This is a genomic window from Cellulomonas taurus (genome assembly GCF_012931845.1).
Classification (GTDB): Bacteria; Actinomycetota; Actinomycetes; order Actinomycetales; family Cellulomonadaceae; genus Cellulomonas; species Cellulomonas taurus.
In genome coordinates, this window is record NZ_CP051884.1 from 2,568,943 (window position 1) to 2,595,572 (window position 26,630).

The following is a 26,630-nucleotide window of genomic DNA, read 5'->3' on the forward strand; positions in this document are numbered from 1 at the left end:
CCGCTAGGGTGGAGCGCCCGTACAACAGGAGGACATTCTCGTGCGCATGCTCGTCACCGGCGGAGCCGGTTTCATCGGTTCCAACTTCGTGCACCAGGTCGTGCGCGAGCACCCCGAGGTCGAGGTCACGGTGCTCGACGCCCTGACCTACGCCGGTGACGAGAAGAGCCTGGCACCGGTCTGGGACCGGATCACCTTCGCCAAGGGGTCCATCACCGATCACGACATCGTCGACGACCTGGTGAAGAACTCCGACGTGGTGGTGCACTTCGCCGCCGAGTCGCACAACGACAACTCCCTGCACGACCCGTGGCCGTTCGTGCACACCAACGTGATCGGCACCTACACGCTGCTGGAGGCGGTCCGTCGCCACGACGTGCGGTACCACCACATCTCCACCGACGAGGTCTACGGCGACCTGGAGCTGGACGACCCGGCGAAGTTCACCCCGGACACCCCGTACAACCCGTCCAGCCCGTACTCCTCCACCAAGGCATCGTCCGACCTGCTGGTCCGCGCCTGGGCCCGCTCCTTCGGGGTGCGCGCGACGCTGTCGAACTGCTCGAACAACTACGGGCCGTACCAGCACGTGGAGAAGTTCATCCCGCGCCAGATCACCAACGTCATCGACGGCGTGCGCCCCAAGCTCTACGGCACCGGGGAGAACGTCCGCGACTGGATCCACGTCGAGGACCACAACTCGGCCGTCTGGGACATCATCACCAAGGGCCGCCTGGGTGAGACCTACCTGATCGGTGCCGACGGCGAGGAGAACAACAAGACCGTCATCGAGCTGATCCTCGAGCTCATGGGGCAGGACCCGACGGCCTACGACCTGGTCTCCGACCGCCCGGGCCACGACCTGCGCTATGCGATCGACGCGACCAAGCTCCGCACCGAGCTGGGCTGGGAGCCGCGCTACACCACCTTCCGGGACGGCCTGGCCGCCACGGTCGCCTGGTACCAGGAGAACGAGGCCTGGTGGCGGCCGCAGAAGGACGCCACCGAGGCGAAGTACAGCCAGCTCGGTCGCTGATCGCCGCCGAGGCGCGACATCGGAACGGACTCTCCTGCGGGAGGGTCCGTTCTGTCGTTTTCGCCGGGGTGAAAGCTGCGGTCTGCACAGTCCTTTCACCAGCTTCGCGCCGCTGATCCGTCGCCGCGCCCTCCTGGCCTCCTATGCTCATCCGCGTGACCAACCGCCACGCAGCCTCAGCACGCCCGCGCGCCATCCGCCACGGGCGGCTCCGCCGCAGTCACCGCGTGCTGCGCGGCGTGGCCCTGACCGCCGTCGGGCTGATGGCCTTCGGCATCTCCGGCGCGGCGGCGATCTACCAGACGCTGAACGGCAACATCGCCAGCTCGAACATCGAGGGCCTGGTCGAGACGCTGCCGCAGCCCACCCCCACCGACGACACCCCCGCCGACCCCAACGCCGGTCAGGCGGTGAACATCCTGCTGCTGGGCTCGGACGAGCGGGACGGGGAGAACGAGGCGATCGGCGGTCACGTCGACGGCATGCGCTCCGACACCTCGATCGTGGCGCACATCTCCGCCGACCGGACCCGGGTCGAGCTGGTCTCGATCCCCCGCGACTCCCTGGTGGACATCCCGTCCTGCACGATGACCGACGGCAGCACCACCCGGGCGCAGTCGAACGCGATGTTCAACTCCGCCTTCGCGATCGGCGCGGACAACGGTGGTGACGTCGCCTCCGCCGCCGCCTGCACCTGGAACACCGTGCAGACCAACACCGGGGTGCCGATCAACCACTTCGTGGTGGTGGACTTCGCCGGGTTCACCAACATGATCGACGCCATCGGCGGCGTGAACATGTGCATCCCGAACAAGATGTCCGCCCCCAAGGCCGGCCTGTACCTCGAGCCGGGCAACCAGACCCTGAACGGCACCCAGGCGCTCGCCTTCGCCCGTGCCCGCACCGGGGTCGGGGTCGGCGACGGCTCGGACACCAACCGCCTCGGCCGGCAGCAGGAGCTGCTGGCGGCGGTGATGCGGGAGCTGCTGTCCAAGAACCTGCTGACCGATGTCGGCCAGCTGATCCGCTTCCTGGACCAGGCCACCGCGTCACTCTCGGTGGACAGCGGATTCTCCTCGATCACCGACATGGCCGCGTTGGGTGCCAGCCTCCGGGGCATCAGCAGTGACAACATCTCCTTCATGACCATCCCGTTCAAGACCGCGCCGAGCGACAAGAACCGCGTGGTGTGGACCGACGACGCGGACACCATCTGGGCGAACATCGCCAACGACCGCCCGATGCTCACCGGGGTCGGCGACGACGCCTCCGCCGATGCGGCCGCGGACGCCGCCACCGGTGACACCGGCACCGACACCGGCACCACTGACGCCCCCGCCGTGGACCCGGCAGCCCCCGCCACCGACGCACCGAGCACGGAGAACACCCCGGCCCCGCAGGAGACCCGCCAGGCGGGCAAGGAGACCTTCACTGCCAACGACGTCACCGCGGTCTGCGGCTGATCGTGGCACGCCGCCCCGGGGACGACTCCACGCCGGACCGCTCGGTCCCGCCGAGCTTCTCGCCGTCCGACTCGGGACGACGGCCCGCTGCCGACGGTGCCACCCCGGTCGGCCCCTCGGGGGCTGACCGGCCGCGGGCCGCCGGACGTCCCCAGCGGCCCGCCTCGCCGGTGCGGGCCGGCGCACGTCGGCCCGCCACCCCGGAGAGCGGTGTGCGCCGACCCGTGTCGGCTGACGCGCAGGCGGCGCCACGTGACGGGCGATCCGTCCCGGAGTCGGCCGCCGGCAGGACCGGTCGATCCGGTGCGGACCCCGACCGGGCAGCGTCCCGGAGCGATCGAGCGCCCGCCGGGTCACCCGCCTCGTTCACGCCCCGACGGTCGGACGGTGCCGCGCAGGACCGTCCCGCCGGTGCGCGCACGTCGGCCCGTTCCGGTGGTTCGGCGGTGCCGGTCAGCGGCGATTCCCCCGGCACACCCGGACGTCGATCCGGTGGTGCCCGCGCCGCAGGTGCCGCAGGGGTGGTCGCAGGTTCCGCCGCTGCTGACCCGCCGCGCCGGGTCGCAGGGTCGACACCCCGCTCCGTCAACGCGGCCTCCGAGGTGGCCGATGGCGGCACCCGGGTCATGCCCGCGTCCCCGCGCCGCAACACCCCGGCCGGGCCCGGCCGGTCGGCTCAGGCCCGCCCAGGCTCCGCACGCGTCGGCGCCGGACACCCCGGTGCCGGACGCCCCGGCGGTTCGGCTGACGCCGACGGCCTCGCCCCCGTGCCCCGCCGCCGGAAGCGGCATCTGGGTCGCCGGATCGCCCTGGTGGTCGTCCTGCTGCTGGTGCTGGTGATCGCCTGGCCGGTCGGCCTCGCCTTCTGGGCCAACGGCAAGATCCAGCACGTCGACGCCCTCTCGGGTGCGGCGAACACCCCCGGCGAGACCTATCTGCTCACCGGCTCCGACTCCCGGGCCGACGGTGCCATCGAGGACACCGAGACGGTCGGTGCCCGCACCGACACGATCCTGCTGCTCCAGGTGCCCGACTCCGGCCCGCCCGCCCTGATCTCCCTGCCCCGGGACACCTATGTCGACATCCCCGGCAACTCGCCGGGGAAGCTGAACGCCGCGTTCTCCTGGGGCGGCGCGCCGCTGCTGGTCAAGACGGTCGAGCAGCTCACCGGCCTGACGGTGGACCACTACGTGGAGATCGGCTTCGCCGGTGTCGAGGGCGTGGTCGACGCGGTCGGCGGCGTGCAGCTCTGCCTGGACGACTCGGTGCTGACCTTCCCGGTGCAGGACGCCAACTCCGGCCTGATGTGGGACGCGCCCGGATGCAAGACCGTGGACGGCGTGACGGCGCTGGCCTTTGCCCGGATGCGCTACTCCGACCCGACCGGCGACATCGGCCGTGGCCAGCGACAGCGCCAGCTGATCAGCGCCGTCACCCAGGCCGTCGCCACTCCGGGCACCCTGCTCAACCCGAATCGCCAGATCTCCCTGATCGACGCCGGGACCAGCGCGCTGACCACCAGCGAGGGCACCGACATCGTCGACATGGCCAAGCTCGCCCTCGCATTCCGGGCGGCCGGCGGCGAGGGCGGGATCACCGGCACCCCGCCGATCAAGAGCCTGGACTACCGGCCCGGTGGTGTCGGCTCCACGGTCCTGCTCGACCCGGACCAGACACCGACGTTCTTCGCGCAGATCCGGGACGGCGAGCTCGCCCCGGGTGTGTACGGCGGCCTGCCCGGCTCCTGAGGGGCGCTGGGCGCGCGCCGACCCGCAGCCGCGCCGGCGTGCGACGGTCAGCGGCTGCCGAAGCCGATCGACGGCCCGGTGCTGCCCTGCCCGTGCCGGGCGCGCAGCTTCTCGCCCTTGGCGTCCGCCTGCGCCCGCAGATCGTCCTGGAAGGTCAGCATCGCCGTCCGCACCCGGGCGGCGACCTCGTCCGTGCCGGAGCCGATGATCCGGGCAGCCAGCAGACCCGCGTTCCGCGCTCCGCCGATCGACACCGTGGCCACGGGCACGCCGGCCGGCATCTGCACGATCGAGAGCAGCGAGTCCAGTCCGTCCAGCCGGGCCAGCGGCACCGGGACCCCGACGACGGGCAGCGGGGTCACCGCGGCCAGCATCCCGGGCAGGTGCGCCGCTCCCCCGGCCCCGGCGACGATCACCCGCAGGCCACGCTCGGCGGCGCTCCGGCCGTAGTCGACCATCTTGTCCGGCTGCCGGTGCGCGGAGACCACTTCGACCTCGACCGGGATGTCGAACTCGGCCAGCGCCTCGGCGGCATCGGCCATCACCGGCCAGTCCGAGTCCGAGCCCATCACGATGCCGACCAGGGGCTGCGTCATGCGTCCACTCCCATCACCAGGTTCGCGGCGCGCCGGGCGTCGGCCAGCACGCTGTCCAGATCGTCGCCGCTGACGGTGACGTGACCGAGTTTGCGGCCCGGCCGGACCGCCTTGCCGTACAGGTGGACCTTGACCCGCGGGTCGATCAGCGGCAGCGCGTCGGTCAGCGCCTCGCGGGTGCTGCCCAGCACGTTGACCATCACCGTCCACGGCGACCGGGCGGCGGTGTCACCCAGCGGCAGGTCGAGCACCGCGCGCAGGTGCTGCTCGAACTGGCTGGTCACCGCGCCGTCGATGGTCCAGTGCCCGGAGTTGTGCGGACGCATCGCCAGTTCGTTCACCAGCAGCCCGCCGCCGGGCAGCTCGAAGAGCTCCACCGCCAGCACGCCGGTGACGCCCAGTCCCTCGGCCACCGTGCGGCCGATCCGCTCCGCCGCCGCGGCCGTGGCCGGGTCCAGCCCCGGGGCCGGCGCGATCACCTCGGCGCACACCCCGTCGCGCTGCACCGACTCGACCACCGGCCAGGTGCGCACCTCCCCGGAGGGGGTACGGGCGACGAGCACCGCGAGCTCCCGGGTGAAGGGCACCAGCTCCTCTGCCAGCAGCGGCGCCCCGGTGCCGGCCGATGCGGCGTCGAACCAGTCGTCCACCTCGGCGGCGTCGCGCACCACGCGGACACCCTTGCCGTCGTAGCCCCCGCGGGCGGTCTTCACCACGGCGGCACGCTCACCGGTCGCGGCGTCCAGGAACGCCGACAGGTCGGCGGCGGAGTCTAGCGCCGCCCACCGCGGGCAGGGCACGCCCAGCGCTGTCAGCCGGGTGCGCATCACGATCTTGTCCTGCGCGTGCACCAGGGCGTCCGGCCCGGGCTGCACCGACACCCCGCGGTCGCCCAGCTCGGTCAGCAGGGTGTTCGGCACGTGCTCGTGCTCGAAGGTGAGCACGGCGGCGCCGGACACCAGCCGTTCGACCGCCACCGGATCACCGGCCGCGCCCACCGGGGCGTCGACCACCACCTGCGCCGCCGACGACACCGCGTCCTCGACCAGCACCCGCAGGTGCAGGCCCAACGCCGTCGCCGCGGGTGCCATCATGCGGGCGAGCTGCCCACCACCGACCACTGCCACCACGGGAGCTGTCACGTCGCAGACCCTAGTCGACGCGACCGCCCGGCCGGGACCTTCGCTCAGCCCGCACTCAGCCTGCCGGGATACGGTGAGCGGATGACCTCCGGCTCCCTCCTCGACGGTCCGCGCCCGCAGCGGACGTTCCGGGACCGGTGGAACGACACGCTGCGCGCACGGGTGGTGGAGCTGGCCCGGTTCGGCTCGGTGGGGTCGGTCGCCTTCGTGGTCGACCTCGGGACCTACAACCTGCTCCGCTTCGGGCCGGTGGCCCTGTTCAGCGAACAGCCGATCACCGCCCGGATCGTCGCGGTGATCCTGTCCACCGTGGTGTCGTTCCTGGGCAGCCGGTACTGGACCTTCGCCGACCAGCGCTCGGCGCGGCAGGGCCGTGAGTTCGGGCTGTTCGTCGCGATCAACGTGGTCGGCATCGCGATCACCGTCGGTGCGCTGGCGTTCTCGCACTACGTGCTCGGGCTGTCCGGCCCGTGGTCGGACAACATCGCGAACATCATCGGCATCGTCCTGGGCACGATCGTGCGGTACCTCGGCTACAAGGCGTTCGTGTTCACCGGCACCGCGACCCTGCCGACCCAATTGGCGGAGATCGGCCAGCAGGCAGCCGCCCCGCACGTGATCGACATCATCGGCATCACCCCCGCCCAGGTCACCGACACCATCCACCGCGCCACCGAGGACTGACCGGCCGCCACCACGGACGGTCCCCTCCCCCGCGCGCGGAGAACGGATCAGCGACGGCGGGTGCGGGGTGAGATCACCGAGCCGCGCGGCAGGACCACATCCGGGTCCATCGCCTTGGGCACGCCGGTCAGGAACAGCGCGAACACGGCCGGGCGGCGTTGGGCCAGCTCCAACCGGGCACCGTCGCCCGCCGCGAGGTCACGGGCCAGGGCGAGTCCGAGTCCGGTGCCCTTCCCGCTGGTGACCTCCCGCTCGAAGATCCGGGGTGCCAGATCGTCGTCCACGCCCTCGCCCTGGTCGGCGACCTCCAGCACGACGGCCCGGGACGCCCCCTCGCGGGAACGCACCGTCGTGGTGCCGCCGCCGTGCCGCAACGAGTTCTCGATCAGGGTCGCGAGCACCTGTGCCAGGGCACCGGGGGTGACCAGCACCTGGACCCGCGGGTCGACCTCGATCCTGAGCTCACGACCCTCCGCCTCGAAGGTGGGCCGCCATTCCTCTTCCTGCTGGTGCACCACGTCGAGCAGCCTGACCGCCTCGGTGGTGCCACCCTGCGCCCGGCGGGAGTTGGTCAGCAGGTCGTCGACCACCCGGACCAGGCGCTCCACCTGCTCCAGGGAGATGCGCGCCTCCTCCCGGACCTCCTCGTCGTCGGTGGCGAGCATGATCTCCTCCAGCCGCATGGACAGGGCGGTCAGCGGGGTGCGCAGCTGGTGCGAGGCATCCGAGGCGAACTGCCGCTCGGCGGCCAGCCGACCCGCCATCCGGTCCGCCGACCGGGCCAGTTCGGCGGCGACCAGGTCGATCTCCTCCACGCCGGAGGGCTCCAGCTGCGGCCTGACCTGCCCGGAGCCGAGCTGTTCGGCGGAGGCGGCCAGGTAGACCAGCGGGGCGGCGAGCCGGTTCGCCTGCCAGATCGCCATCGCGATCCCGGCGGCGAAGGCCACCAGTGCCGCGGCGACCACCAGGCCGACCACCCGACCACTGAGCAGGAACAGGTCCCACCACTCGGCGTAGAGGGTCACCCGGGCACCGCTGGCCGAGGTCACCGTCACCGTCTCCGGTCGCGAGGGCACCTCGGGTCCGGCCTGGAACCGGGCACCGTCCTCGGTCACCACGTACAGCGACACCGACGTGCCGTCCCGTTCGACATAGGGCTCCAGCATCGCGTCGGAGAGGGGCGTGCCCTCGGCCAGGCGACCGTCGATCATCCGGGCGACGTCACTCGCCCGGGTCTGCAACTGGGAGACCTCGGTCTCGCGGATGTACTGCGCCCCGATGAACGCCAACGGGAAGCCGAGCAGCACCACCGCCACGGTCACGGCCGCGATGGTGGCCTGGAGGACGCGGCGACGCACGGGTCAGCCCCGCTGGCCCTCTCCGGTCTCGAACCGGAAGCCCATCCCCCGCACCGTGCTGATGTAGCGCGGCGAGCTGGCGTCGTCGCCGAGCTTGCGGCGCAGCCAGGACACGTGCATGTCCAGGGTCTTGGTCGAGCCGGTCGGGTCCGAGCCCCACACCTCGCGCATCAGGGTCTCCCGGGCCACCACGGTGCCCACCGAACCCACCAGCACGCGGAGCAGGTCGAACTCCTTGGCGGTCAGGTGCAGCTCGCGCTCACCCTGGAACGCCCGGTGCGCGGCGACGTCCACCCGGACGTCCTGGCCGCGCAGCTCCTCCTCCTCGGTCGGGTCCTGACCGGTGCGGCGCAGCAGCGCGCGCACCCGGGCCAGCAGCTCGGCCAGCCGGAAGGGCTTGGTCACGTAGTCGTCGGCCCCGGCGTCCAGGCCCACCACCAGGTCGACCTCGTCGGCGCGGGCGGTGAGCACCAGCACCGGGGTGGTCAGCCCCTGGTTCCGGATCGCCCGGGCCACGTCGAGCCCGTCCATGTCCGGCAGCCCGAGGTCGAGCACCACCAGGTCGGCCTCGGAGGCCCGGTCGATGGCACCCTGGCCGGTGCCCTGCACACGCACGTCGTAACCTTCGCGGCCGAGGGCACGCGCCAAAGGCTCGGCAATCGCGGGATCGTCCTCAGCCAACAGCACCTGGGTCATTGCGCCATGTTAGGTCACGAAACGGTCTTGGACACTGCCAGATCGGGCATGGATTCGGTCGAGCCGCGGTGTGCCTCTCCGACCGGGGTCGCGGGGCCGGTCCGACCAGGGGTGCACGCGCCCATCGCGCGAGCCTGCCTACCCTTCTCCGCGTGAGCTGGTGGGAGCGAGTGACGCAGTGGCAGGACCGCCACGGATTCGCCATCGATCTGTTGGTGGTGTTCCTCAGCGCGCCCATCGTGTTGTCGATCGCCTTCGCCATCCAGGGCCGGTGGATCGACGTGGCGCTGGCCGCCGGGTTCTGGCTGCCGCTCGGCTGGCGGCGGCGCACCCCCGTGACCTCGGTGGTGACGGTGTACGCCGCCGGGCTGCTCAGCCTGCCGACCAACGGGCCGATCGTCTTCCCCGGCACGCTCTCCGTGCTGATCGCGCTGTACTCGGTGACCATCTTCGGCCCGGTCTGGGCGCACCGGGCGGCGATCATCGCGGCCGTCGTCGGCTGCGGCGGGCTCGGCCTGGTGTTCGGCTGGCTGGCCGCGCGTGGCGGCGTCGGCGGCATCGAACAGGCGATCGGGATCAGCATCCTGATCGGCGGGTTCGGCATCGCGCTCTGCGTTGCCACCTGGGCCTTCGCCCTGACCCGCCGATCCCGTCGGGAGCTGATCGCCACCCTGCGCGACCGCGCCGAGCGGTTGGAGGTCGAACGCGACCAGCAGGCCACCATCGCCGCCGCCGCCGAGCGCACCCGGATCGCCCGGGAGATGCACGACATCGTGGCGCACTCGCTGTCCGTGGTCGTCGCGCAGGCGGACGGCGGTCGATACGCCGCCGCCGCGGACCCGGAGGCGGCGACGCGCTCGCTCACCACGATCGCCGAGACCGGACGGGCGGCACTGGCCGACATGCGCCGCCTGCTCGGCGTGCTGCGCGAGGACCCGGACCCGCGCACCGGCTCGGTGCCGACAGTGCCGACGGGGCCGACAGTGCCGACGGTGTCCCAGCTGGCTCCCTCCACCCCGCAACCGGCCGAACACGACGTGGAGCAGCTGATCGAGCAGGTGCGGGGCAGCGGGGTGCGCGCCTCGCTGGTCCGGATGGGCACCGCCCGTCGGCTGCCGCCCGGCATGGGCCTGACGGTGTACCGGATCTGCCAGGAGGCGCTGACCAACGTGCTCAAGCACGCCGGGCCGGAGCCGTCGGTCACCGTCTTGGTGCAGTGGGGGGTGCGGTCCCTGGTGGTGGAGATCTCCGACGACGGCCGGGGCGCCTCCGCCGAGTCGGACGGGCTGGGGCACGGGCTGCTCGGCATGCGCGAGCGCGCGGCGATGTTCGGCGGCACCGTCAGCAGCGGCCCGCGACCCGGCGGCGGCTTCCGGGTCCGGGCCGAGCTGCCGCTGCCCACCGGCTCGGCCACCTAGGCTGACCGGCATGAGCGACGTGATTCGGGTCGGCCTGGTCGACGACCAGCAGTTGGTGCGGGCCGGGTTCCGGTTGGTGATCGACTCCCAGCCCGACCTGGACGTGGTGCTGGAGGCCGGCGACGGCGACCAGGCGGTCCGTGCCCTGATGCCCGGTACGCCCCAGTCCCGCAGCCTCGGCCCGGTGGATGTGGTGCTGATGGACGTCCGGATGCCGCAGATGGACGGGTTGACCGCCACCGCCCGGATCATCGACTCCGCCACCCCGGAGCACCCGGCGCCGAAGATCATCGTGCTGACCACCTTCGACCTGGACGAGTACGTGCTGAGCGCGATCCGCGCCGGTGCGAGCGGCTTCCTGCTCAAAGACGCGCCGCCCGAGGACATGTTGCAGGCGATCCGCACCGTGCACGCCGGCGACGCGGTGATCGCACCCTCGTCCACCCGCCGATTGCTCGAACACCTGGTCACCGCGCTGCCCGCCGAACAGCCGGAGGCCGGGGCGGCCCAGGAGGCGCTCGCCAGCCTGACCGACCGTGAGCGTGAGGTGCTGGTGCTGATGGCCCGTGGCCGCTCCAACACCGAGATCGGCGCCGAGCTGTACGTCGCCGAGGCCACCGTGAAGACGCACGTCGGCCGGGTGCTCGCCAAGCTCGGCGCCCGGGACCGGGTGCAGGCGGTGGTGGTCGCCTACGAGACCGGGCTGATCGTCCCCGGCAGCTGATCCACCCGGCCTCCGGCACCGGGCCCTCCGGGGTCCGACCCCGGGATGACATCAGGTCCGGACCCCGGGCTGACGACCGGGTGGCGGTCGGATCCGTAGCGTCCTGGGTATGGACACTTCCGCTTTCAGCACCACCGACGCCCGCCCGGCGGTCCGAGCTCGGGCACTGACCAAGACCTACGGCTCCGGCGCGGCGGAGGTGCATGCGCTGGCCGGAGTGGATGTGGACTTCGCCGCGGGGCAGTTCACCGCGATCATGGGGCCCTCCGGCTCCGGCAAGTCCACCCTGATGCACCTGCTCGCCGGGCTGGACGCCGCGAGCTCCGGTGCCGCCTACCTGGGTGACACCGACGTCACCCAGCTCTCCGACGACGCGCTGACCCGGCTGCGCCGCGACCGGGTGGGCTTCGTCTTCCAGTCGTTCAACCTGCTGCCGATGTTCACCGCCGAGCAGAACATCCTGCTGCCGCTGGAGCTCGCCGGGCAGAAGGCGGACCGCGCCTGGTTCGACACCCTGGTCGGCACGCTCGGACTCGGCGAGCGACTCGGTCACCGCCCCTCCGAGCTGTCCGGCGGTCAGCAGCAGCGGGTGGCCATCGCCCGCGCGCTGATCGCCAAGCCCGAGGTGATCTTCGCCGACGAGCCGACCGGCAACCTGGACTCCCGGTCCGGGGCCGAGGTGCTGTCGTTCCTGCGCCGCTCGGTCCGCGAGCTGGGTCGCACGATCATCATGGTCACCCACGACCCGGCGGCGGCGGCCTATGCCGACCGGGTGGTGCTGCTCGCCGACGGCCGGATCGCCGGCGACATCCAGGACCCGACCCCGGAGGCCGTCCTGACCGGCCTGGACGCGCTGCGCCAGCTGGAGACGACCACGCCGGCGGTGGGTGCCTGATGTTCCGGCTCACCCTGGCGCAGATGCGCCGCAGCATCGGCCGACTGGCCGCGGCCGGGATCGCGGTCCTGATCGGCACCGCCTTCGTCGCCGCCTCCCTGCTGGCCGGCAGCGCGATCGCCTCGATCAGCACCGACTCGATCACCGCCTCCTTCGGCGACGCCGACCTGATCATCCGGGGCGGCGGCGACCTCACCGACGAGGACATCGCCGCCGTGCGTGCCCTGCCCGGGATCGCGGCCGTCGACCCCCAGGTGCAGGCGTCCGGCATCGAGTTCAGCGTGGGCGACTCCGCGATCAGCCAGACGGTCATCCCGGTGCCCAGCTCGCACCGGCTGCAGAGCCAGCGGATCACCGAGGGCGCGTTCCCGGCCGCGGACGGCGAGCTCTCCCTGCCCGCCGACACCGCCGAGCGGCTGGGCGTCGACGTGGGCGACACGCTCACGGTCCGGTACTACGCCTGGGCCGAGCCCACGGACGCCGGAACCGCCGCCACGACCGCGACCGCTGCCGCGACCGGCGACGACCTCATCACCGTGCCCCGGGAGGAGCAGGTCACCCTGGTCGGCCTGACCAACGACCCGAACTCCGCCTGGGCATCGGTGGGCGGGGCCGCCGAGGCCACCCTGCACGACACCCTGGTGTGGGCCACCTCCACCGAGCAAGCGGTCGACGGCGCGCCGGTGCTGTCCGCCAGCGGCACGCGGTGGGCGATGGTGGCCCTGCGCGACGACGCCGACGCCGGTGCCGTCCGTGGCTCGATCGAGTCCGTGATCGGCGCCGACGGCCAGGACGACAGCGCCGCGGGCGTCTACACCCGTCAGGAGGCGGCCGAGAAGTCGCTCGGCGGGAGCGACGGAGCCGGACCGGTGACCGCGGTGGTGCTGTCCTTCGCCGCCATCGCGCTACTGGTCGCCGGACTGGTGATCGCGAACACCTTCCAGGTGCTGGTCGCCCAGCGCACCCGGACCCTGGCGCTGCTGCGCTGCGTCGGAGCCGTCCGCGGACAGATCCGCGGATCGGTGCTGCTCGAAGCGGCGATCCTCGGCCTGGTGTCCTCGGTGGCCGGCCTGGTGGTCGGCACCGGTCTGGTGCAGATCACCCTCTGGGTGCTCGGCCGCGCCAACCTGCCGTTCCCGGTGCCGCAGTCGGCGGACATCACCGCGGTCAGCGTGCTGGTCCCGCTGCTGGTCGGCGTCCTGGTCACCGTGATCGCCGCCCTCACCCCGGCCCGGGTCGCCACCCGGGTCGCACCGATCGCCGCGCTGCGCCCGGTGGACGCACCGGCCGCCCGCAGCCGAGCCGGCCGGGTGCGCCTGGTGTTCAGCCTGCTCCTGATCATCGGTGGCGTCGGCCTGCTGGCAGCCGGCGTGACGATCGTGTCGAAGCTGGGGAACCTCGGCGGCCTGGGCCTGTCCCTGCTCGGCGGGGCGGCGTCCTTCATCGGCCTGCTGGTGAGCGCGACCTTCTGGATGCCGAGGCTGGTCTCGGCCGTCGGTTCGCTGACCGGACGCCTGGGCATGCCGGCGCGGCTCGCCGCGGCGAACACCGGTCGCAACCCGGCCCGCACCGCCGCCACCAGCACCGCCCTGCTGATCGGCGTCACCCTCGTCGCGATGATGAGCACGGGTGCCGTCAGCGCCCGGACCACCCTCGACCACGAGCTGGACAGCCGGTACCCGGTGGACATCGCCGTCGGCGGCGACGCCACGATCGACACCGCCGGGAACGTCGAGTACGCGCCGCTGCCCGCCGGTGCGCTGGAGAAGGTCGCCGACACCCCCGGTGTCGCCGCCGCCCGGACCGTGGTCTCCGAGGACATCACCGTCGGCGGCTCCGCGATCCAGACGATGGTGGTGTCCACCGACGCCGCCGACGAGCTGCTGCGGAACACCGACCTGGCCGCCGGCATCACCGACGACACCATCGTCCTGCCGCTCTCCTTCGCCCGCAGCGTGGGGGTCGACGACGGCGACGCCGTCACCCTGACCCGCGGCGACGAGTCGGTGGACCGCACGGTCCGGATCGAGTCCCTGGACGGTTGGGAGGCCCTGATCACCCCGGGCACCGCCGATGTCCTGGGCTTCGACGCCGAACCCAGCCAGATCTGGGCCACGGTGAGCAGCGTCGACGACTCCGGCACCGTCCTGCAGGAGATCCAGAACCGGTTCCTGACCACCGCGGTGCCGGTGAACGGCGCGGCCGTGGAGCGCGCCAACTACCAGCGGGCGATCGACACGGTGCTCGCCGTGGTGATCGGGCTGCTGGGTGTCGCCGTCGTCATCGCCCTGGTCGGCGTCACGAACACCCTGTCGCTGTCGGTGATCGAACGGCGTCGGGAGTCGGCCACCCTGCGGGCACTGGGTCTGACCCGGCGGCAGTTGCGGGCGTCGCTCGCGATCGAGGGTGTGCTGATCGCCGGTGTCGGGGCGGTGGCGGGCATTCTGCTCGGTCTGCTCTACGGCTGGGCCGGGGTCGCCTCGGTGCTGTCGATGGTGGGGACCGTCTCGCTGTCGGTCCCGTGGTCCGACCTGGGGCTGGTGCTGTTCATCGCCCTGGCCGCCGGGGTGCTGGCCTCGGTGATCCCGGCCCGGTCGGCGGCCCGCACGCCTCCGGTGGCGGCTCTCGCGGAGGCGTGACCGTCGGCAGGTGACGATGCCCCGGCCCGGTGCGGGCCGGGGCATCGTGCTGTGCGGAGCCTGTGGTGCGGCGCGGCGGGACGACCCCCCTGACCGGACTGACGGGCGCCGGGAGACCCGCCTGGGCTGGACTGACCGGTCAGTCGGCCGAGGTGGGGCGCGGCAGCGTCCAGGCGACGACCGGCTTCAACACCAGGGTGACCGCGCAGACCACGGCGAGCAGCAACACCAGCACCGTCCACAGACTGCCGTCGACCCCCATCCAGCCCAGGGACAGCACGATCAGCAGCACCTGCCAGAACATCACCGGGGACCGGGCCCATCGAGCACCGCCCTGCCACAGGCTGCGCGCCGCGGCGACCAGCAGGGCACCGATGCCCAGCGCCATCACCGCCATGAACACCAGCGGACCCGGCAGCTCGCTCCCCCGCAGGATCATCACCACCGACGCGACCGCCGCCGCCACCAGCGCGAGGACCTCGACCAGCAGCAGGGCGCACAGCACGACGACGGGGGTGGGACGTTCGGGTCGGTTCACCCGCCCGACCCTACTGGCGAACCAGGACCGTGGTCCCGGGTGAGACCCCGTTCACCGCGCGGATCCGGCGCCCGAATCGGGACCTGGGTCCCAGCACCCGGGACGACCCGCAGCCGGATTGGTGTCCGCGACCCGGGGCGCGGTAGCGTGCGCACCAGGCGTACCGGACCCACACAGCTGTGACCGACGCCTCAACCGTTACGCGCCAGAAACCTCCGCGTAACCCCTTGTGCGCTGCTCGGTCGCCGTGTGAACCTTGATGCAGCAATGATCCCGAGCGCCGACGCTCACGCCCCCCACGCTTCCCTGTCGTGAGTCGGTCGTGTCCGTTTGCGCCAGCCGTCCCTGCCCCCCTCGGTGGCGGCTCCCCCTGTGTGCAAGGAGTGTTCGAGATGGATTGGCGCCACGAGGCCGCGTGTCTGACCGAGGACCCGGAGCTCTTCTTCCCGATCGGTAACACCGGCCCCGCCCTGTTGCAGATCGAAGAGGCGAAGGCCGTCTGCCGTCGGTGCGATGTGGTCGACACCTGCCTGAAGTGGGCACTGGAGTCCGGCCAGGACGCCGGCGTCTGGGGCGGACTGTCCGAGGACGAGCGTCGCGCACTGAAGCGCCGCACCGCCCGGCAGCGCCGCGCGAGCTGAACTTCCGCCCTCCACGCGGATCCACGATGCCCGTCACCCCCTCGGGGGCGGCGGGCATCGTGCGTGCTGGCGGGCATCTGGCGCCCGACGTCGGCAGTCCGCGCCCCAGGCCGACGGTCCGCGCCCGACATCGGCAGCGCGCGCCCGAGGTCGACGGTCCGCGTCCGACATCGGCAGCGCGCGCCCGAGATCGGCACTTGGCGCCCGAGATCGGCACTCCGCCCGCCCGTGAATGGCCGGAACTGCCGACCTCGGCCCGACGTCGGCAGTCCGCGCCCGAGGTCGACGGTCCGCGTCCGACATCGGCAGCGCGCGCCCGAGATCGGCACTTGGCGCCCGAGATCGGCAGTCCGCCCGCCCGTGAATGGCCGGAACTGCCGACCTCGGCCCGACGTCGGCAGTCCGCCCGCCGGTGGGTGGCCGGAACTGCCGACCTCGGCCTGGCTCGACGCCACGGCACGGGCCGCACCGCCGTGGGGAGCGGGCGGGCGGGGTGCGGGTGGGGCCGCCGCCGGTCAGGCGACGGTGTTTGCCTCGCGGCCGGGGGCGCGCAGTACCGCGCGCAGGAGCACCTGGGTGCCGCCGCCGTCCCGCGCCGACCAGTCGATCGACCCGCGCAGCTCGTTGGTGACCAGCGTCTGCACGATGGTGGTGCCCAGTCCGGTCCCGGCACCGGCGTTCGCGGGGATGCCGCCGCCGTCGTCGGCGACCGTCACGCTGAGCACGTCGTCCTCGCGGTCGGCGCTGATCTCCACCGTGCCGGACTCGCGGCCGGCCAGGCCGTGCTCGACGGCATTGGTGACCAGCTCGGTCAGCACCAGGGCCAACGCCGTCGCGTCCTCGGCCGACACGGCGCCGAAGGAGCCCTGCACCACGGTGCGGACACTCGCCCCGGCGGAGGCCACGTCGGCGGCCAGGCGCAGGCTGCGGCCCACCAAGTCGTCGAACTGGACCGTCTCGTCCAGTGTCTGGGACAGCGTCTCGTGCACCAGCGCGATGGTGGCGACCCGACGCATGGCCTCCTCCAGCGCCGCGCGCGCCTCGGGCACGTCCATCCGCCGAGCCTGCAACCGCAGGAGCGCGGCCACCGTCTGCAGGTTGTTCTTCACCCGGTGGTGGATCTCCCGGATGGTCGCGTCCTTGGTGATCAGCTCACGCTCACGGCGGCGCAACTCGGAGACGTCCCGGCACAGCAGCACCGCGCCGATCCGCTCCTTGCCCTCGGTCAGCGGCACCGCGCGCAGGGACAGGGCGACGCCGTGGGCCTCGATGTCGGTCCGCCACGGGGCACGGCCGGTGAGCACCAGCGGCATCGATTCGTCGACCTGGGAGTGCTGCTGCTCGACCAGGTCCGCGACCACCTCGACCAGGGAGCGCCCGACCAGGTCGTCCATCGCACCGAGGCGGTGGAAGCAGCTCAGGGCGTTCGGGCTGGCGTACAGCACCTCGCCCTCCGAGTTGAGCCGGATCAGCCCGTCGCCCACCCGGGGTGCACCCCGGCGCGGCCCGGTGGCGGCGTCCGGCAGCGGGAACTCGCCGCGCACGATCATGCCCATCAGGTCGTCGGCGGCCTCGACGTAGTTCAGCTCCAACCGGCTCGGCGTGCGGACCCCGCCCAGGTTGGTCTGGCGTGCGATCACCGCGATCGCCCGGCCGTCCCTGACCACCGGCACCGCCTCCTCGCGCACCGCGTAGGAGCCGAACCAGCGCGGTTCACGGGAACGCTGAGCACGCATCTCGGTCAATGACTGGCTCAACTGCCCGCGCTGCCCCTCCGGCGGCATCGACCCGACGACGTCGTCATAGTGGACGGTGGCCCCCGTGCTGGGGCGGCACTGCGCGATCGCCACGAAGTCCCCGTCCCGGGTCGGCAGCCACAGCACCAGGTCCGCGAACGCCAGGTCGGAGATGACCTGCCAGTCACCGACCAGCAGATGCAGCCACTCCAGGTCGGCGGCGTCCAGGTCGCTGTGGCGCTGCACGAGTTCACTCAGGGTCGACACCCCCGCAGCCTAGGCGTCGAAGCTGAACGCCGGGCGATTCGTCCGGGTCGCGGGCTAGAGTCGTCCCCACCCCGCACCGTCCCGAAGGAGCCTTCGCCGTGCACCTCCAGGTCCCGCTCGCCCTCGACACCGACGCGCCGTCCGCCGGCCGGATGCTGGCCGACCCGGTGTACGTCCGCGCGAAGGTCGCGGCCAGCGGCGGCGAGGTGCTGCACGTGGACGTCACCCCCGGCGAGGGCGGCGCGTTCACCGTCACCACGCGACGTGCGCTGCCCACCGATCTGATCCCGCCGCAGGCCCGCGCGTTCATCGGCGACCGGCTCGAGGTGCGCCAGGCGGAGGCGTGGGAGGCGGCCGACCCCGACGGTGCCCGACGCGGCACCGTCGCGGTGGAGATCGCCGGTGCCCCGGTGCGGATGACCGGCACGGTGGCCCTGATCCCCGGCGGCGAGTCCTCCCGTGTGGTCTACGACGGCGAGCTGAAGGCGAACGTCCCGCTGTTCGGCGCGATGGTCGAGGAGACGGCCGCCAAGGCGGTGCGCACAGCACTGGAAGCCGAGGAGGCCGTCGCCCGCGAGTACGTCCGCACCACCGGGGACTGAACTCCGCGCCTCGCTGCCCGGGTCACCGCTGCCGCCGCGCGAGGGTTCGCACCCAGGTCGCCGCTGCACTGTACGAGCGCGCGGGCCAAGGTAGCCGCTGCACTGTGCGACCCCGCGCACCCAGGCCACCGCCGCGCTTCGCGACCCCGCGCAGCCAGATCGCCGCTGCGCCTCGCGGGCTTTCGCGCCCAGGTCGCCGATGCGGCTCGTGAGCGTGAGCGCCCAGGCCACCGCTGCCCCTCGCGCAGAACGAGCCGCGCCACGGTCAGATCGGCCATAACAATTGCGTAACACGCCCGACCACTCCAACGCTCTGACCTGCTACAACGCGCCGTGGGATCGCTTCCATCACCCCGTTGCCGCAGCGGTCGCTTGACACTGTCCCGGAGTTCGGACGAGAGTCGGCGCACGCCGTGGGAACGCTCCCGCACCCCTAGCTGGGAACGCTTCCACGTCCGGGCATCGACGCCCCCCAATCGGGCGTCGTACTTCAACGGCGATGACGCCGTTCGATCGACAAGGGAGTCCCAGTGCGCCGAAGCACGAGAACCACCTGGATGGCCATCGCCGGAGCCACCTCCGTCGCCCTGCTCGCCACCGCCTGCTCCTCCGGCGGCTCCGGCGACGGCGAGAGCAGCGACGGCAAGATCACGCTCACCGTCTCCACCTTCAACGAGTGGGGCTACGACGACCTGCTCGACGAGTACATGGAGCTCAACCCCGACATCACGGTCGTGCACGACAAGGCCGCGACGTCGGACGAGGCCCGGGAGAAGTTCAACACCGGCATGGCCTCCGGCTCCGGTCTGGCCGACGTCGCCGGCGTCGAGGTCGACTGGATGCCCGAGATCATGCAGTACGAGGACCAGTTCACCGACCTGACCTCGGACAGCGTCGAGGGTCGCTGGCAGGACTGGAAGACCGCCCAGGCCACCACGCCGGACGGCAAGCTGCTCGGCTACGGCACCGACATCGGCCCGGAGGCCATCGCCTACCGCGCCGACCTGTTCGAGGCCGCTGGTCTGCCCAGCGACCCGGCGTCGGTCGCCGAGCTCTTCGGTGGCGAGGACTCCAGCTGGGACGACTTCTACGCGGTGGGTGACCAGTTCATGGCCGCCGGCACCGGTGTCCCGTTCTACGACGCCTCGTCGACGATCTACCAGGGCCAGATCAACCAGGTGGAGAAGTCCTACGAGGACCCGGACACCAACGAGATCATCGCGCTGGACAACCCCGAGGTGAAGGACATCTACCAGGGCGTCCTGGACCACGCGGACCTGTCCGCCGGTCTGAGCCAGTGGTCCGAGGACTGGACCGCGGCCTTCCAGAACAACGGCTTCGCCGTGATGCTGGCGCCGTCCTGGATGCTGGGTGTCATCGAGGGCAACGCCGCGGGTGTCGAGGGCTGGGACATCGCCAACGTGTTCCCCGGTGGCGGCGGTAACTGGGGCGGTTCGTTCCTGACCGTCCCGGCGCAGTCGGAGCACCCGGAGGAGGCCAAGGCGCTCGCCGACTGGCTGACCGCCCCGGAGCAGCAGATCAAGGCGTTCCAGACCACGGGTAACTACCCGAGCCAGGTCGAGGCGCAGAAGTCCGACGAGCTCGCCGGTATTACCAACGAGTTCTTCAACAACGCGCCGATCGGCCAGATCTTCGCCGAGCAGGCCGACCGGATCTCGGTGAACCCCTACAAGGGCCCGCAGTACTTCGCGATCAACACCGAGATGGCCGACGCGATCAACCGCGTGACCGTCGACAAGACCGACGACGCCGCGTCGTCGTGGGAGAAGTTCGAGACCGCGGTCAAGGCCCTGGGCTGAGTCTGAAGTCCGACCGGAGTGGCCCGTCGGCTGATCGTCAGCCGGCGGGCCGCTCCCGGCCCCCGCACCGTTCCCACTCGTTCGCGAAGGACCCTCATGGCCACCTCGACAGCCCCAGCTCCGGTCTCACCCGGTAGCGTGGACGACCCCCGCCCGCCGCGGAAGATCGGCTTCCGGCAGCAGCTGGGCAAGTGGGACGTCAAGCTCTCCCCCTACCTGTACATCTCCCCGTTCTTCCTGCTGTTCGCCGTGGTCGGGCTGTTCCCGCTGCTCTACACCGCCTGGGTGTCGGTGCACGAGTGGAGCCTGCTGGGCGGCCAGGGCGACTTCGTGGGGATGGAGAACTTCAGCTTCATCCTCCAGCAGCCGTTCTTCTGGAAGGCGCTGGGCAACACCTTCAGCATCTTCGTGCTGTCGACCATCCCGCAGATGATCGCGGCGCTGATCATCGCGGCGATGCTGGACGCGAACCTCCGGGCCAAGACCTTCTGGCGGATGGGCGTCCTGCTCCCCTACGTGGTGGCCCCGGTGGCCGTCGCGCTGATCTTCTCCAAGCTGTTCGCCGACGGCTCCGGCGTGATCAACACGCTGCTCGGCTACGTCGGCATCGACCCGGTCGGCTGGCACTCCCAGTCGCTGCCCGCGCACGTCGCCATCTCCACGATGGTGAACTTCCGCTGGACCGGCTACAACGCGCTGATCTTCCTGGCCGCGATGCAGGCCATCCCGCGCGACCTGTACGAGGCCGCCACCATCGACGGTGCCGCGCGCTGGCGTCAGTTCCGGTCGATCACGATCCCGATGCTGCGCCCCACGGTGATCTTCGTGGTCATCACCTCCACCATCGGTGGCCTGCAGATCTACGACGAGCCCCGGATGTACGACCAGGCGGGCAAGGGTGGCTCGAGCGGCCAGTGGCTGACGCTGACCCTCTACCTGCGTGACCTCGGGTGGCGGCAGAACAACCTCGGCCGGGCCGCGGCGGTCGCCTGGATGCTGTTCCTGGTGATCATCGTGTTCGCCATCCTGAACTTCCTGCTGACGCGACTGATCGCGTCCAGTGGCGCACGCAAGGCCAAGAAGCAGGACACGAAGCTGGCCGCGATCCCGGCGGCATCCAGCCCGTCCGCGACCCCGGTGACCGACCAGGTGATCGAGCCCGGGACCGACGACACCAGCGGGAGGACCGCGCGATGAGCACCTCGATCCCCATGCTCGAGCAGAGCGCCGGACGTGGCGCCGCCCGGGCGGCAGCACGCAAGCGGAAGCAGACCCAGACCTCCGAGGGTCGTCGCGCCGGGTGGGTGACCTACGCGATCCTGACGATCGTCATCCTGGGCTCGGCCTACCCGCTGTACTACGCGCTCCAGCTGTCCAGCTCCACCGCGAGCGAGATCGCGCAGAACCCGATCCCGGGCCTCGGCCTGGGCGGCAACCTGCTGGACAACCTCCGGCGGGTGATGGACGCGAACATCAACCTGCCGCAGGCGTTCCTGAACTCGGTGATCGTCGCCGTGGTCACCTCGGCCTCGGTGGTGCTGTTCTCCACGCTCGCCGGGTTCTCCTTCGCGAAGCTGCGCTTCCGTGGCCGTGGCCCGCTGCTGGTGTTCGTGATCGCGACGATGGCCGTGCCGACCCAGCTGGGTGTGGTGCCGCTGTTCATCGTGATGCGCGAGCTGGGCCTGGTCGGGAACCTGCTGTCGGTGATCCTGCCCGGCCTGGTCACCGCCTTCGGCGTGTTCTGGATGACCCAGTACCTCGAGTCGGCGCTGCCCTACGAGCTGATCGAGGCGGCCCGGGTCGACGGCGCGTCGATGATCCGCACCTTCTGGCACGTGGCGCTGCCCGCCGCACGCCCGGCGGCCGCGATGCTGGCGCTGTTCACCTTCATCGGGTCGTGGACGAACTTCTTCTGGCCGTCCATCGTGCTCGGCACCCAGAACCCCACCCTGCCGGTGGCGCTGCAGCTGCTGCAGGCGTCCTTCTTCAAGGACATGTCCCTGATCATGGCGGGTGTGGTCATCTCGGTGATCCCGCTGCTGGTGCTGTTCGTGATCGCCGGGCGCCAGCTGGTCGCCGGCATCATGGCCGGCGCGGTCAAGGGCTGACGCTAGGCTGCGCGCGGGGCCGGATCCATGTCCGGCCCCGCGTCTCAGCCGCGAATCCACTGCAACGTCGTCTGACGTGAGCACCACCAGCAGAGGGGGACCCATCGTGGTCGACCAGGCAATGACGCCGCTGCACACCGCCCCCACCCTCGAGCAGGTCGCCGAGCGTGCCGGGGTCTCCCGCTCCACCGCCTCCCGCGCGATCAACGGTGGTGACCGCGTCTCGCCCGAGGCGATGGCCGCCGTCGCCGACGCGGTCTCCGCCCTTGGGTACACCCCGAACCGTGCTGCCCGGTCGCTGGTCACCCGGCGGACCGACTCGGTCGCCCTGGTGGTCCCCGAACCGGATGAGCGCGTGCTCTCCGACCCGTTCTTCGCCGGGGTGCTCAACGGTGTCAGCCTCGCGCTCTCGGACTCCGACCTCCAGCTGTTGCTGCTGATCGCCCGCCCGGACGACGCCGCCCGCACCGTGCGCTACCTGCGGGCCGGCCACGTCGACGGCGCGATCATCGTGTCCCACCACCGCGACGACGCGATCGACCGCGCACTGGAGGACTCCGGGCTGCCCACCGTGTTCATGGGCCGCCCGTTCACCACCCGCAGCTCGTTGTCCCTGATCGACACCGACAACGTGGGCGGGGCGCGGCTGGCCACCGAACACCTGATCTCGATCGGCCGTCGCCGGATCGCGACCATCACCGGCCCCGCCGACATGAGCGCCGGCATCGACCGGCTGGAGGGCTGGCGCCAAGCGTTGCGCGCTGCCGGACTGCCCGATCACGCGGTGGTGACCGGCGACTTCACTCTCGACGGTGGCGCGCAGGCGGCTCGGGAGCTGGTCGAGCGCTTCCCCGAGGTCGACGCCGTGTTCATCGCCTCGGACCTGATGGCGGCCGGTGCGATGCCGGTGCTGTCGGCCGCCGGTCGCAGCATGCCGGAGGACCTGGCGATCATCGGCTACGACAACAGCGGCCTGGCCGTCACCACCAAGCCCGCGCTGACCACGATCACCCAGCCGGTGGTGGCGATGGCCCGCGCGGCCGGAGCGGAGCTGATCGCGCAGCTGCGCGGCGAGCCGCCCCGGACCGCGCCGATGATCTTCGAGCCGGAGCTGGTGGTCCGGGACTCGGCGTAGTCGCCGGGGAACCGGTTCCCGCGTCGCCCCGGATGCCGACTCCTCGGCGAGGCAGCCGGGCGGGGCCGGTCAGCGGGTCGGGTCGATGTGCCCGAAGCGGTGACGTGTGCGGCTGACCGCCTGCTCGCGCAGCACGGTCAGCAGTTCGCGCTCCCCCGCCGCCAGCACCGGGCCGTCCAGCACGGTGACCTCGCCGACCCGATCGGCCGCCGCCGCCCGCAGCTCCGGCGCCGACCCGATCACCCGGACCCGACCGTGCACGCTGCCGTCCGCGATCCGTCGGGCCAGGTCGTCGCCGCGCTCCACGTGCACCGGCACCCCGGCGATCCTGGCCGCCGCCAGGACCCGACGCAGGTCGCGCTCCCGACCGTCGGCGGCCACGTACACGGTCAGCTCCGGCACCGGGCGGTAGCGCAACGTGTTCTCCTCCGCCGCCAGCGCGGTGGGGTCGTGGTCGATGCCGTACTCCTCGGCCCAGCAGCGGGCGTCGTCGGCCACCGCCCAGGCGAGCCAGGCGTCGTCGTCGAGGGCCGCGATCTCCGGGTCGTCCTGCCACCGGCCGAGCTGCGCCACATAGTGCGGCCCACCGGCCTTCGCCCCGGGTCCGACCACCGACGCCTTCCACCCGCCGAACGGCTGACGCTGCACCACCGCGCCGGTGATGTGCCGGTTGACGTAGGCGTTGCCGACCTCGACCCGGTCGAGCCACTGCGCGATCTCGTCCGGGTCGAGCGAGTGCAGGCCACCGGTCAGGCCCAGGGCCACGTCGTTCTGCACCGCGATCGCCTGCTCCAGGGTGTCCACCCGGATGACGCCGAGCACCGGGCCGAAGCACTCGGTGCGGTGGAACCAGGAGCCGGGATGGGTGAGCTTGACGCCGGGCGACCAGAGTCGTCCCTCCGCGTCGAGGCGCCGGGGCTGGACCAGCCAGCTCTCCCCCTCGTCCAGCGTGGTGAGCGCCCGCAACAGCTTGCCCTGCGCCGGTTCGATCAGCGGTCCCATCGTGGTGCCCAGGTCGTCCGCCGGTCCGACCCGCAGCGAGGTGACCGCGTCCGCGAGCTGACGGCGCAGCCGGTCCGACCGGCCGGCCGACCCCACCAGGATCGCCAGGGAGGCCGCCGAGCACTTCTGCCCGGCATGCCCGAAGGCGGAGCGCACCAGATCCGCCACCGCCAGGTCGACATCCGCCGACGGGGTGATGACCAGTGCGTTCTTCCCGGACGTCTCGGCGTACACGTCCAGTTCGGGTCGCCAGCCGGCGAACAGTCGCGCGGTCTCCAGCGCGCCGGTGAGCAGCAGCCGGTCGATGCCGGGGTGGGTGATCAGGTGCCGCCCGGTGTCGCCCTCGTCGGTCAGCACCACCTGCACCGCGTCCTCGGTGATCCCGTGCGCGTCCAGGGCACGCCGCACCGCCGCCATCGCCACCCGGACGCAGCGCGGGGTCTGCGGCGCGGGCTTGATCAGCACCGGGGACCCGGCCGCGAGCGCCGCCAGCACCGATCCGGTCGGGATCGCCACCGGGAAGTTCCAGGGCGGCGTGACCAGGGTGACCCCGTGCGGGTGGAACCGGGCACCGGGCACGGCGCCGTCGGCCAGATCCAGCGTGCGGGCGGCGTAGTAGCGAGCGAAGTCGATCGCCTCGCTCACCTCCGGGTCGGCCTCGGCCACCGTCTTGCCGCCCTCGTGCACCATCGTGGCGACCAGATCACCGCGGGCCGCTTCGAGTTCGGCGGCGATCCGGCGCAGCACCGCCGCGCGCTCGGCCGGGGTGCGTGCCGACCACAGCGGCGCCGCGGTGCGGGCGCGATCGACGGCGGCGTCGACCTGCTGCCGGGTGGTGAGCGGCTGCGCGCCCTCGGGTGCGGGCACGTCGTGCGCGACGAGGGTGGCGGCCCAGTCCCGGGAGGCGGGGACGGCGGGGTCGGTGTCCGCCGTGTTGTGGAACGGCACCGGGTCGTCGGTGGGTCGGGCGGCCGGGCGAGGCCGGCGCCGGGGTGTGGTGCTCACGGTCGCGGAGTCGGCGACGGCGGCCCGGAAGGCTGCCCGTTGGGCGTCCAGCCCGGTCAGCTGCTCCCCGGCGAACAGCGCGTGCAGGAAGTTCTCCGGTGCCGCGTTCTCCTCCAGTCGGCGCACCAGATAGGAGATCGCCACGTCGAAGTCGTCCCGCGCGACCACCGGGGTGTAGAGCAGCACCTGTCCGGCGTCGCGCTGCACCGCCCGCGCCTGGGCCGGGGCCATCCCCTGCAGCATCTCGATGTCGACCCCCGCGCGGACCCCCCGATCCTCGGCGAGCAGATGGGAGTAGGCGACGTGGAACAGGTTGTGACTGGCCACCCCGACCCGCAGCGCCTCGATCCGGTCGGGGTGCAGGGCGGTGTCGACCAGCCGCAGGTAGTGCGCGTCCACCTCCGGCTTGCTGCCGTAGGGCGCCTGCTGCCAGTCGTGCAGTTCGGCCTCGACCCGTTCCATCGCCAGGTTCGCCCCCTTCACCAGGCGCACCTTGATCCCGGCGCCGCCGGTCGCGGTCCGGGCGCGGGCGATGCCGGTGAGCTGGTCCAGGGCGTCCGAGGTGTCCGGCAGATAGGCCTGCAGCACGATCCCTGCCTGGTAGTCGTGCAGCTCCGGGTCGGCGAGCAGATCCTCGAACACCCGCAGGGTCATCTCCAGGTCGCGGTACTCCTCCATGTCCAGGTTCAGGAAGGTGCCGTGCGCGGCGGCGACCCGGTACAACGGGCGCAGCCGGTCGACCACCCGCGCCACCGACCCCGCGGTGTCCCAGGTCGACAGCTGGCTGGCCACCGCCGAGACCTTCACCGACACGTAGTCGACGTCGGGGCGGACCACCAGCTGCTGCACCCGGCGCAGCCGTCGGGCGGCCTCCTCCTCGCCCAGCACCGCTTCACCGAGCAGGTTGAGGTTCAGCCGGAACCCGTCCCGGCGGGCGCGGGCGATGTGTCCGGCCAGCCCGGGACCCGCGTCGGCGACCAGGTGCCCCACCAACTGGCGCAGCCGGATCCTGGCCGCGGGCACCACGACCTGCGGCAGCAGCGGCGCGAGTCGGGAGCCGAGGGAGAGCAGTCCGCGGTCGGCGGCGCCGAGGAAGCCGCGCGCGTCCCCGGCGCGCTCGCCCAGGTCGACCAGCTCGGCCGCCGCGACCCGCACGTCCTCCGGCCTGGCCACCCGGTCCACGAACCGCACCGCCAGCTCCAACCCGGCCGGGTCGGCGACCAGGGCGGCCAGGCGCTCGGTGGCCCGGCGCTCGGCCGGGGTGGCGTCGGCCTCGGTCGCTTCGGTCCAGCGGGTGGCCAGCGCGATGGCGCGGTCGGTGAGTGCGGCGGTCGTCATGGCGTGATCGTCCTCGGTTCTCCGCTGCGCGTCTTGCAT

The 26,630-nt window shown here is 72.2% G+C and carries 21 protein-coding genes; 14 read left to right on the forward strand and 7 right to left on the reverse strand.

What is annotated here, in order from left to right; all coding sequences use genetic code 11:
• Positions 1–40 precede the first annotated feature (40 nt).
• The 3 genes from rfbB (at position 41) to HGK68_RS11885 (ending at position 4,247) form a co-directional block, all read left to right on the forward strand.
• Positions 41–1,036: a dTDP-glucose 4,6-dehydratase gene (rfbB, locus tag HGK68_RS11875; RefSeq protein ID WP_169166149.1), complete on the forward strand. Its 996-nt coding sequence runs from the start codon at positions 41–43 to the stop codon at positions 1,034–1,036.
• A gap of 155 nt (positions 1,037–1,191) precedes the next feature.
• Positions 1,192–2,499: an LCP family protein gene (locus HGK68_RS11880; protein ID WP_246260326.1), complete on the forward strand. Its 1,308-nt coding sequence runs from the start codon at positions 1,192–1,194 to the stop codon at positions 2,497–2,499.
• A 767-nt stretch (positions 2,500–3,266) separates the two neighbouring features.
• A complete protein-coding gene (locus HGK68_RS11885) occupies positions 3,267–4,247 on the forward strand; it encodes an LCP family protein (protein ID WP_246260329.1) in 981 nt (326 codons plus the stop codon).
• A gap of 47 nt (positions 4,248–4,294) precedes the next feature.
• On the opposite strand, the gene purE is transcribed toward HGK68_RS11885, so the two are convergent.
• Positions 4,295–4,843, reverse strand: a complete 549-nt coding sequence (purE, locus tag HGK68_RS11890; protein WP_169166152.1) for a 5-(carboxyamino)imidazole ribonucleotide mutase — start codon at positions 4,841–4,843, stop codon at positions 4,295–4,297.
• Positions 4,840–5,985 (reverse strand): 5-(carboxyamino)imidazole ribonucleotide synthase, encoded by a 1,146-nt coding sequence (locus HGK68_RS11895; RefSeq protein ID WP_169166153.1) that lies wholly within the window; start codon positions 5,983–5,985, stop codon positions 4,840–4,842. Before HGK68_RS11895 ends, purE begins: the two co-directional genes overlap by 4 nt.
• A gap of 81 nt (positions 5,986–6,066) precedes the next feature.
• On the opposite strand from HGK68_RS11895, the gene HGK68_RS11900 reads away from it, so the two are divergent.
• A complete protein-coding gene (locus tag HGK68_RS11900; RefSeq protein WP_169166154.1) occupies positions 6,067–6,669 on the forward strand; it encodes a GtrA family protein in 603 nt (200 codons plus the stop codon).
• A gap of 47 nt (positions 6,670–6,716) precedes the next feature.
• Here HGK68_RS11900 and HGK68_RS11905 read toward each other — a convergent pair whose 3' ends face one another.
• Positions 6,717–8,027 carry a HAMP domain-containing histidine kinase gene (locus HGK68_RS11905; RefSeq protein ID WP_169166155.1) on the reverse strand — a complete coding sequence of 437 codons (1,311 nt, stop codon included), beginning with the start codon at positions 8,025–8,027 and terminating at the stop codon, positions 6,717–6,719.
• A gap of 3 nt (positions 8,028–8,030) precedes the next feature.
• Positions 8,031–8,723: a response regulator transcription factor gene (locus HGK68_RS11910; protein ID WP_169166156.1), complete on the reverse strand. Its 693-nt coding sequence runs from the start codon at positions 8,721–8,723 to the stop codon at positions 8,031–8,033.
• Positions 8,724–8,875: 152 nt separating this feature from the next.
• On the opposite strand from HGK68_RS11910, the gene HGK68_RS11915 reads away from it, so the two are divergent.
• From HGK68_RS11915 to HGK68_RS11930, 4 genes are all read left to right on the forward strand, one after another.
• Positions 8,876–10,141 (forward strand): sensor histidine kinase, encoded by a 1,266-nt coding sequence (locus HGK68_RS11915; RefSeq protein WP_169166157.1) that lies wholly within the window; start codon positions 8,876–8,878, stop codon positions 10,139–10,141.
• Positions 10,142–10,151: 10 nt separating this feature from the next.
• Positions 10,152–10,865, forward strand: coding sequence for a response regulator (locus HGK68_RS11920; RefSeq protein ID WP_169166158.1), 714 nt, complete (start codon positions 10,152–10,154; stop codon positions 10,863–10,865).
• Between the two features lie 109 nt (positions 10,866–10,974).
• On the forward strand, positions 10,975–11,760 hold the full coding sequence (locus HGK68_RS11925) for an ABC transporter ATP-binding protein (RefSeq protein ID WP_169166159.1): 786 nt from the start codon (positions 10,975–10,977) through the stop codon (positions 11,758–11,760).
• A complete protein-coding gene (locus HGK68_RS11930; RefSeq protein WP_169166160.1) occupies positions 11,760–14,399 on the forward strand; it encodes an ABC transporter permease in 2,640 nt (879 codons plus the stop codon). The genes HGK68_RS11925 and HGK68_RS11930 overlap by 1 nt, the downstream gene beginning before the upstream one ends.
• A 139-nt stretch (positions 14,400–14,538) precedes the next feature.
• On the opposite strand, the gene HGK68_RS11935 is transcribed toward HGK68_RS11930, so the two are convergent.
• The gene (locus HGK68_RS11935) at positions 14,539–14,937 is read right to left on the reverse strand and encodes a hypothetical protein (protein WP_246260331.1); all 399 of its coding nucleotides are present in this window, start codon (positions 14,935–14,937) and stop codon (positions 14,539–14,541) included.
• Between the two features lie 392 nt (positions 14,938–15,329).
• Here HGK68_RS11935 and HGK68_RS11940 point away from each other — a divergent pair, with 392 nt between their 5' ends.
• Positions 15,330–15,578, forward strand: coding sequence for a WhiB family transcriptional regulator (locus tag HGK68_RS11940; protein WP_169166161.1), 249 nt, complete (start codon positions 15,330–15,332; stop codon positions 15,576–15,578).
• 515 nt (positions 15,579–16,093) lie between these two features.
• Here HGK68_RS11940 and HGK68_RS11945 read toward each other — a convergent pair.
• Positions 16,094–17,581 (reverse strand): sensor histidine kinase, encoded by a 1,488-nt coding sequence (locus HGK68_RS11945; protein WP_246260333.1) that lies wholly within the window; start codon positions 17,579–17,581, stop codon positions 16,094–16,096.
• Positions 17,582–17,679: 98 nt separating this feature from the next.
• On the opposite strand from HGK68_RS11945, the gene HGK68_RS11950 reads away from it, so the two are divergent.
• From HGK68_RS11950 to HGK68_RS11970, 5 genes are all read left to right on the forward strand, one after another.
• Entirely contained in the window at positions 17,680–18,183 is a 504-nt protein-coding gene (locus tag HGK68_RS11950; RefSeq protein WP_246260335.1) for a DUF2505 domain-containing protein, read from the forward strand.
• A gap of 557 nt (positions 18,184–18,740) precedes the next feature.
• Positions 18,741–20,003, forward strand: a complete 1,263-nt coding sequence (locus tag HGK68_RS11955; protein ID WP_169166162.1) for an ABC transporter substrate-binding protein — start codon at positions 18,741–18,743, stop codon at positions 20,001–20,003.
• Positions 20,004–20,099: 96 nt separating this feature from the next.
• Positions 20,100–21,200: a carbohydrate ABC transporter permease gene (locus tag HGK68_RS11960; protein ID WP_169166163.1), complete on the forward strand. Its 1,101-nt coding sequence runs from the start codon at positions 20,100–20,102 to the stop codon at positions 21,198–21,200.
• Complete coding sequence (locus tag HGK68_RS11965; protein ID WP_169166164.1) at positions 21,197–22,111, forward strand: carbohydrate ABC transporter permease; 915 nt, start codon at positions 21,197–21,199, stop codon at positions 22,109–22,111. The genes HGK68_RS11960 and HGK68_RS11965 overlap by 4 nt, the downstream gene beginning before the upstream one ends.
• A gap of 121 nt (positions 22,112–22,232) precedes the next feature.
• Positions 22,233–23,246 carry a LacI family DNA-binding transcriptional regulator gene (locus HGK68_RS11970; RefSeq protein WP_169167104.1) on the forward strand — a complete coding sequence of 338 codons (1,014 nt, stop codon included), beginning with the start codon at positions 22,233–22,235 and terminating at the stop codon, positions 23,244–23,246.
• Positions 23,247–23,315: 69 nt separating this feature from the next.
• Here HGK68_RS11970 and HGK68_RS11975 read toward each other — a convergent pair whose 3' ends face one another.
• The gene (locus tag HGK68_RS11975; RefSeq protein ID WP_246260337.1) at positions 23,316–26,591 is read right to left on the reverse strand and encodes a bifunctional proline dehydrogenase/L-glutamate gamma-semialdehyde dehydrogenase; all 3,276 of its coding nucleotides are present in this window, start codon (positions 26,589–26,591) and stop codon (positions 23,316–23,318) included.
• Positions 26,592–26,630: the final 39 nt, after the last annotated feature.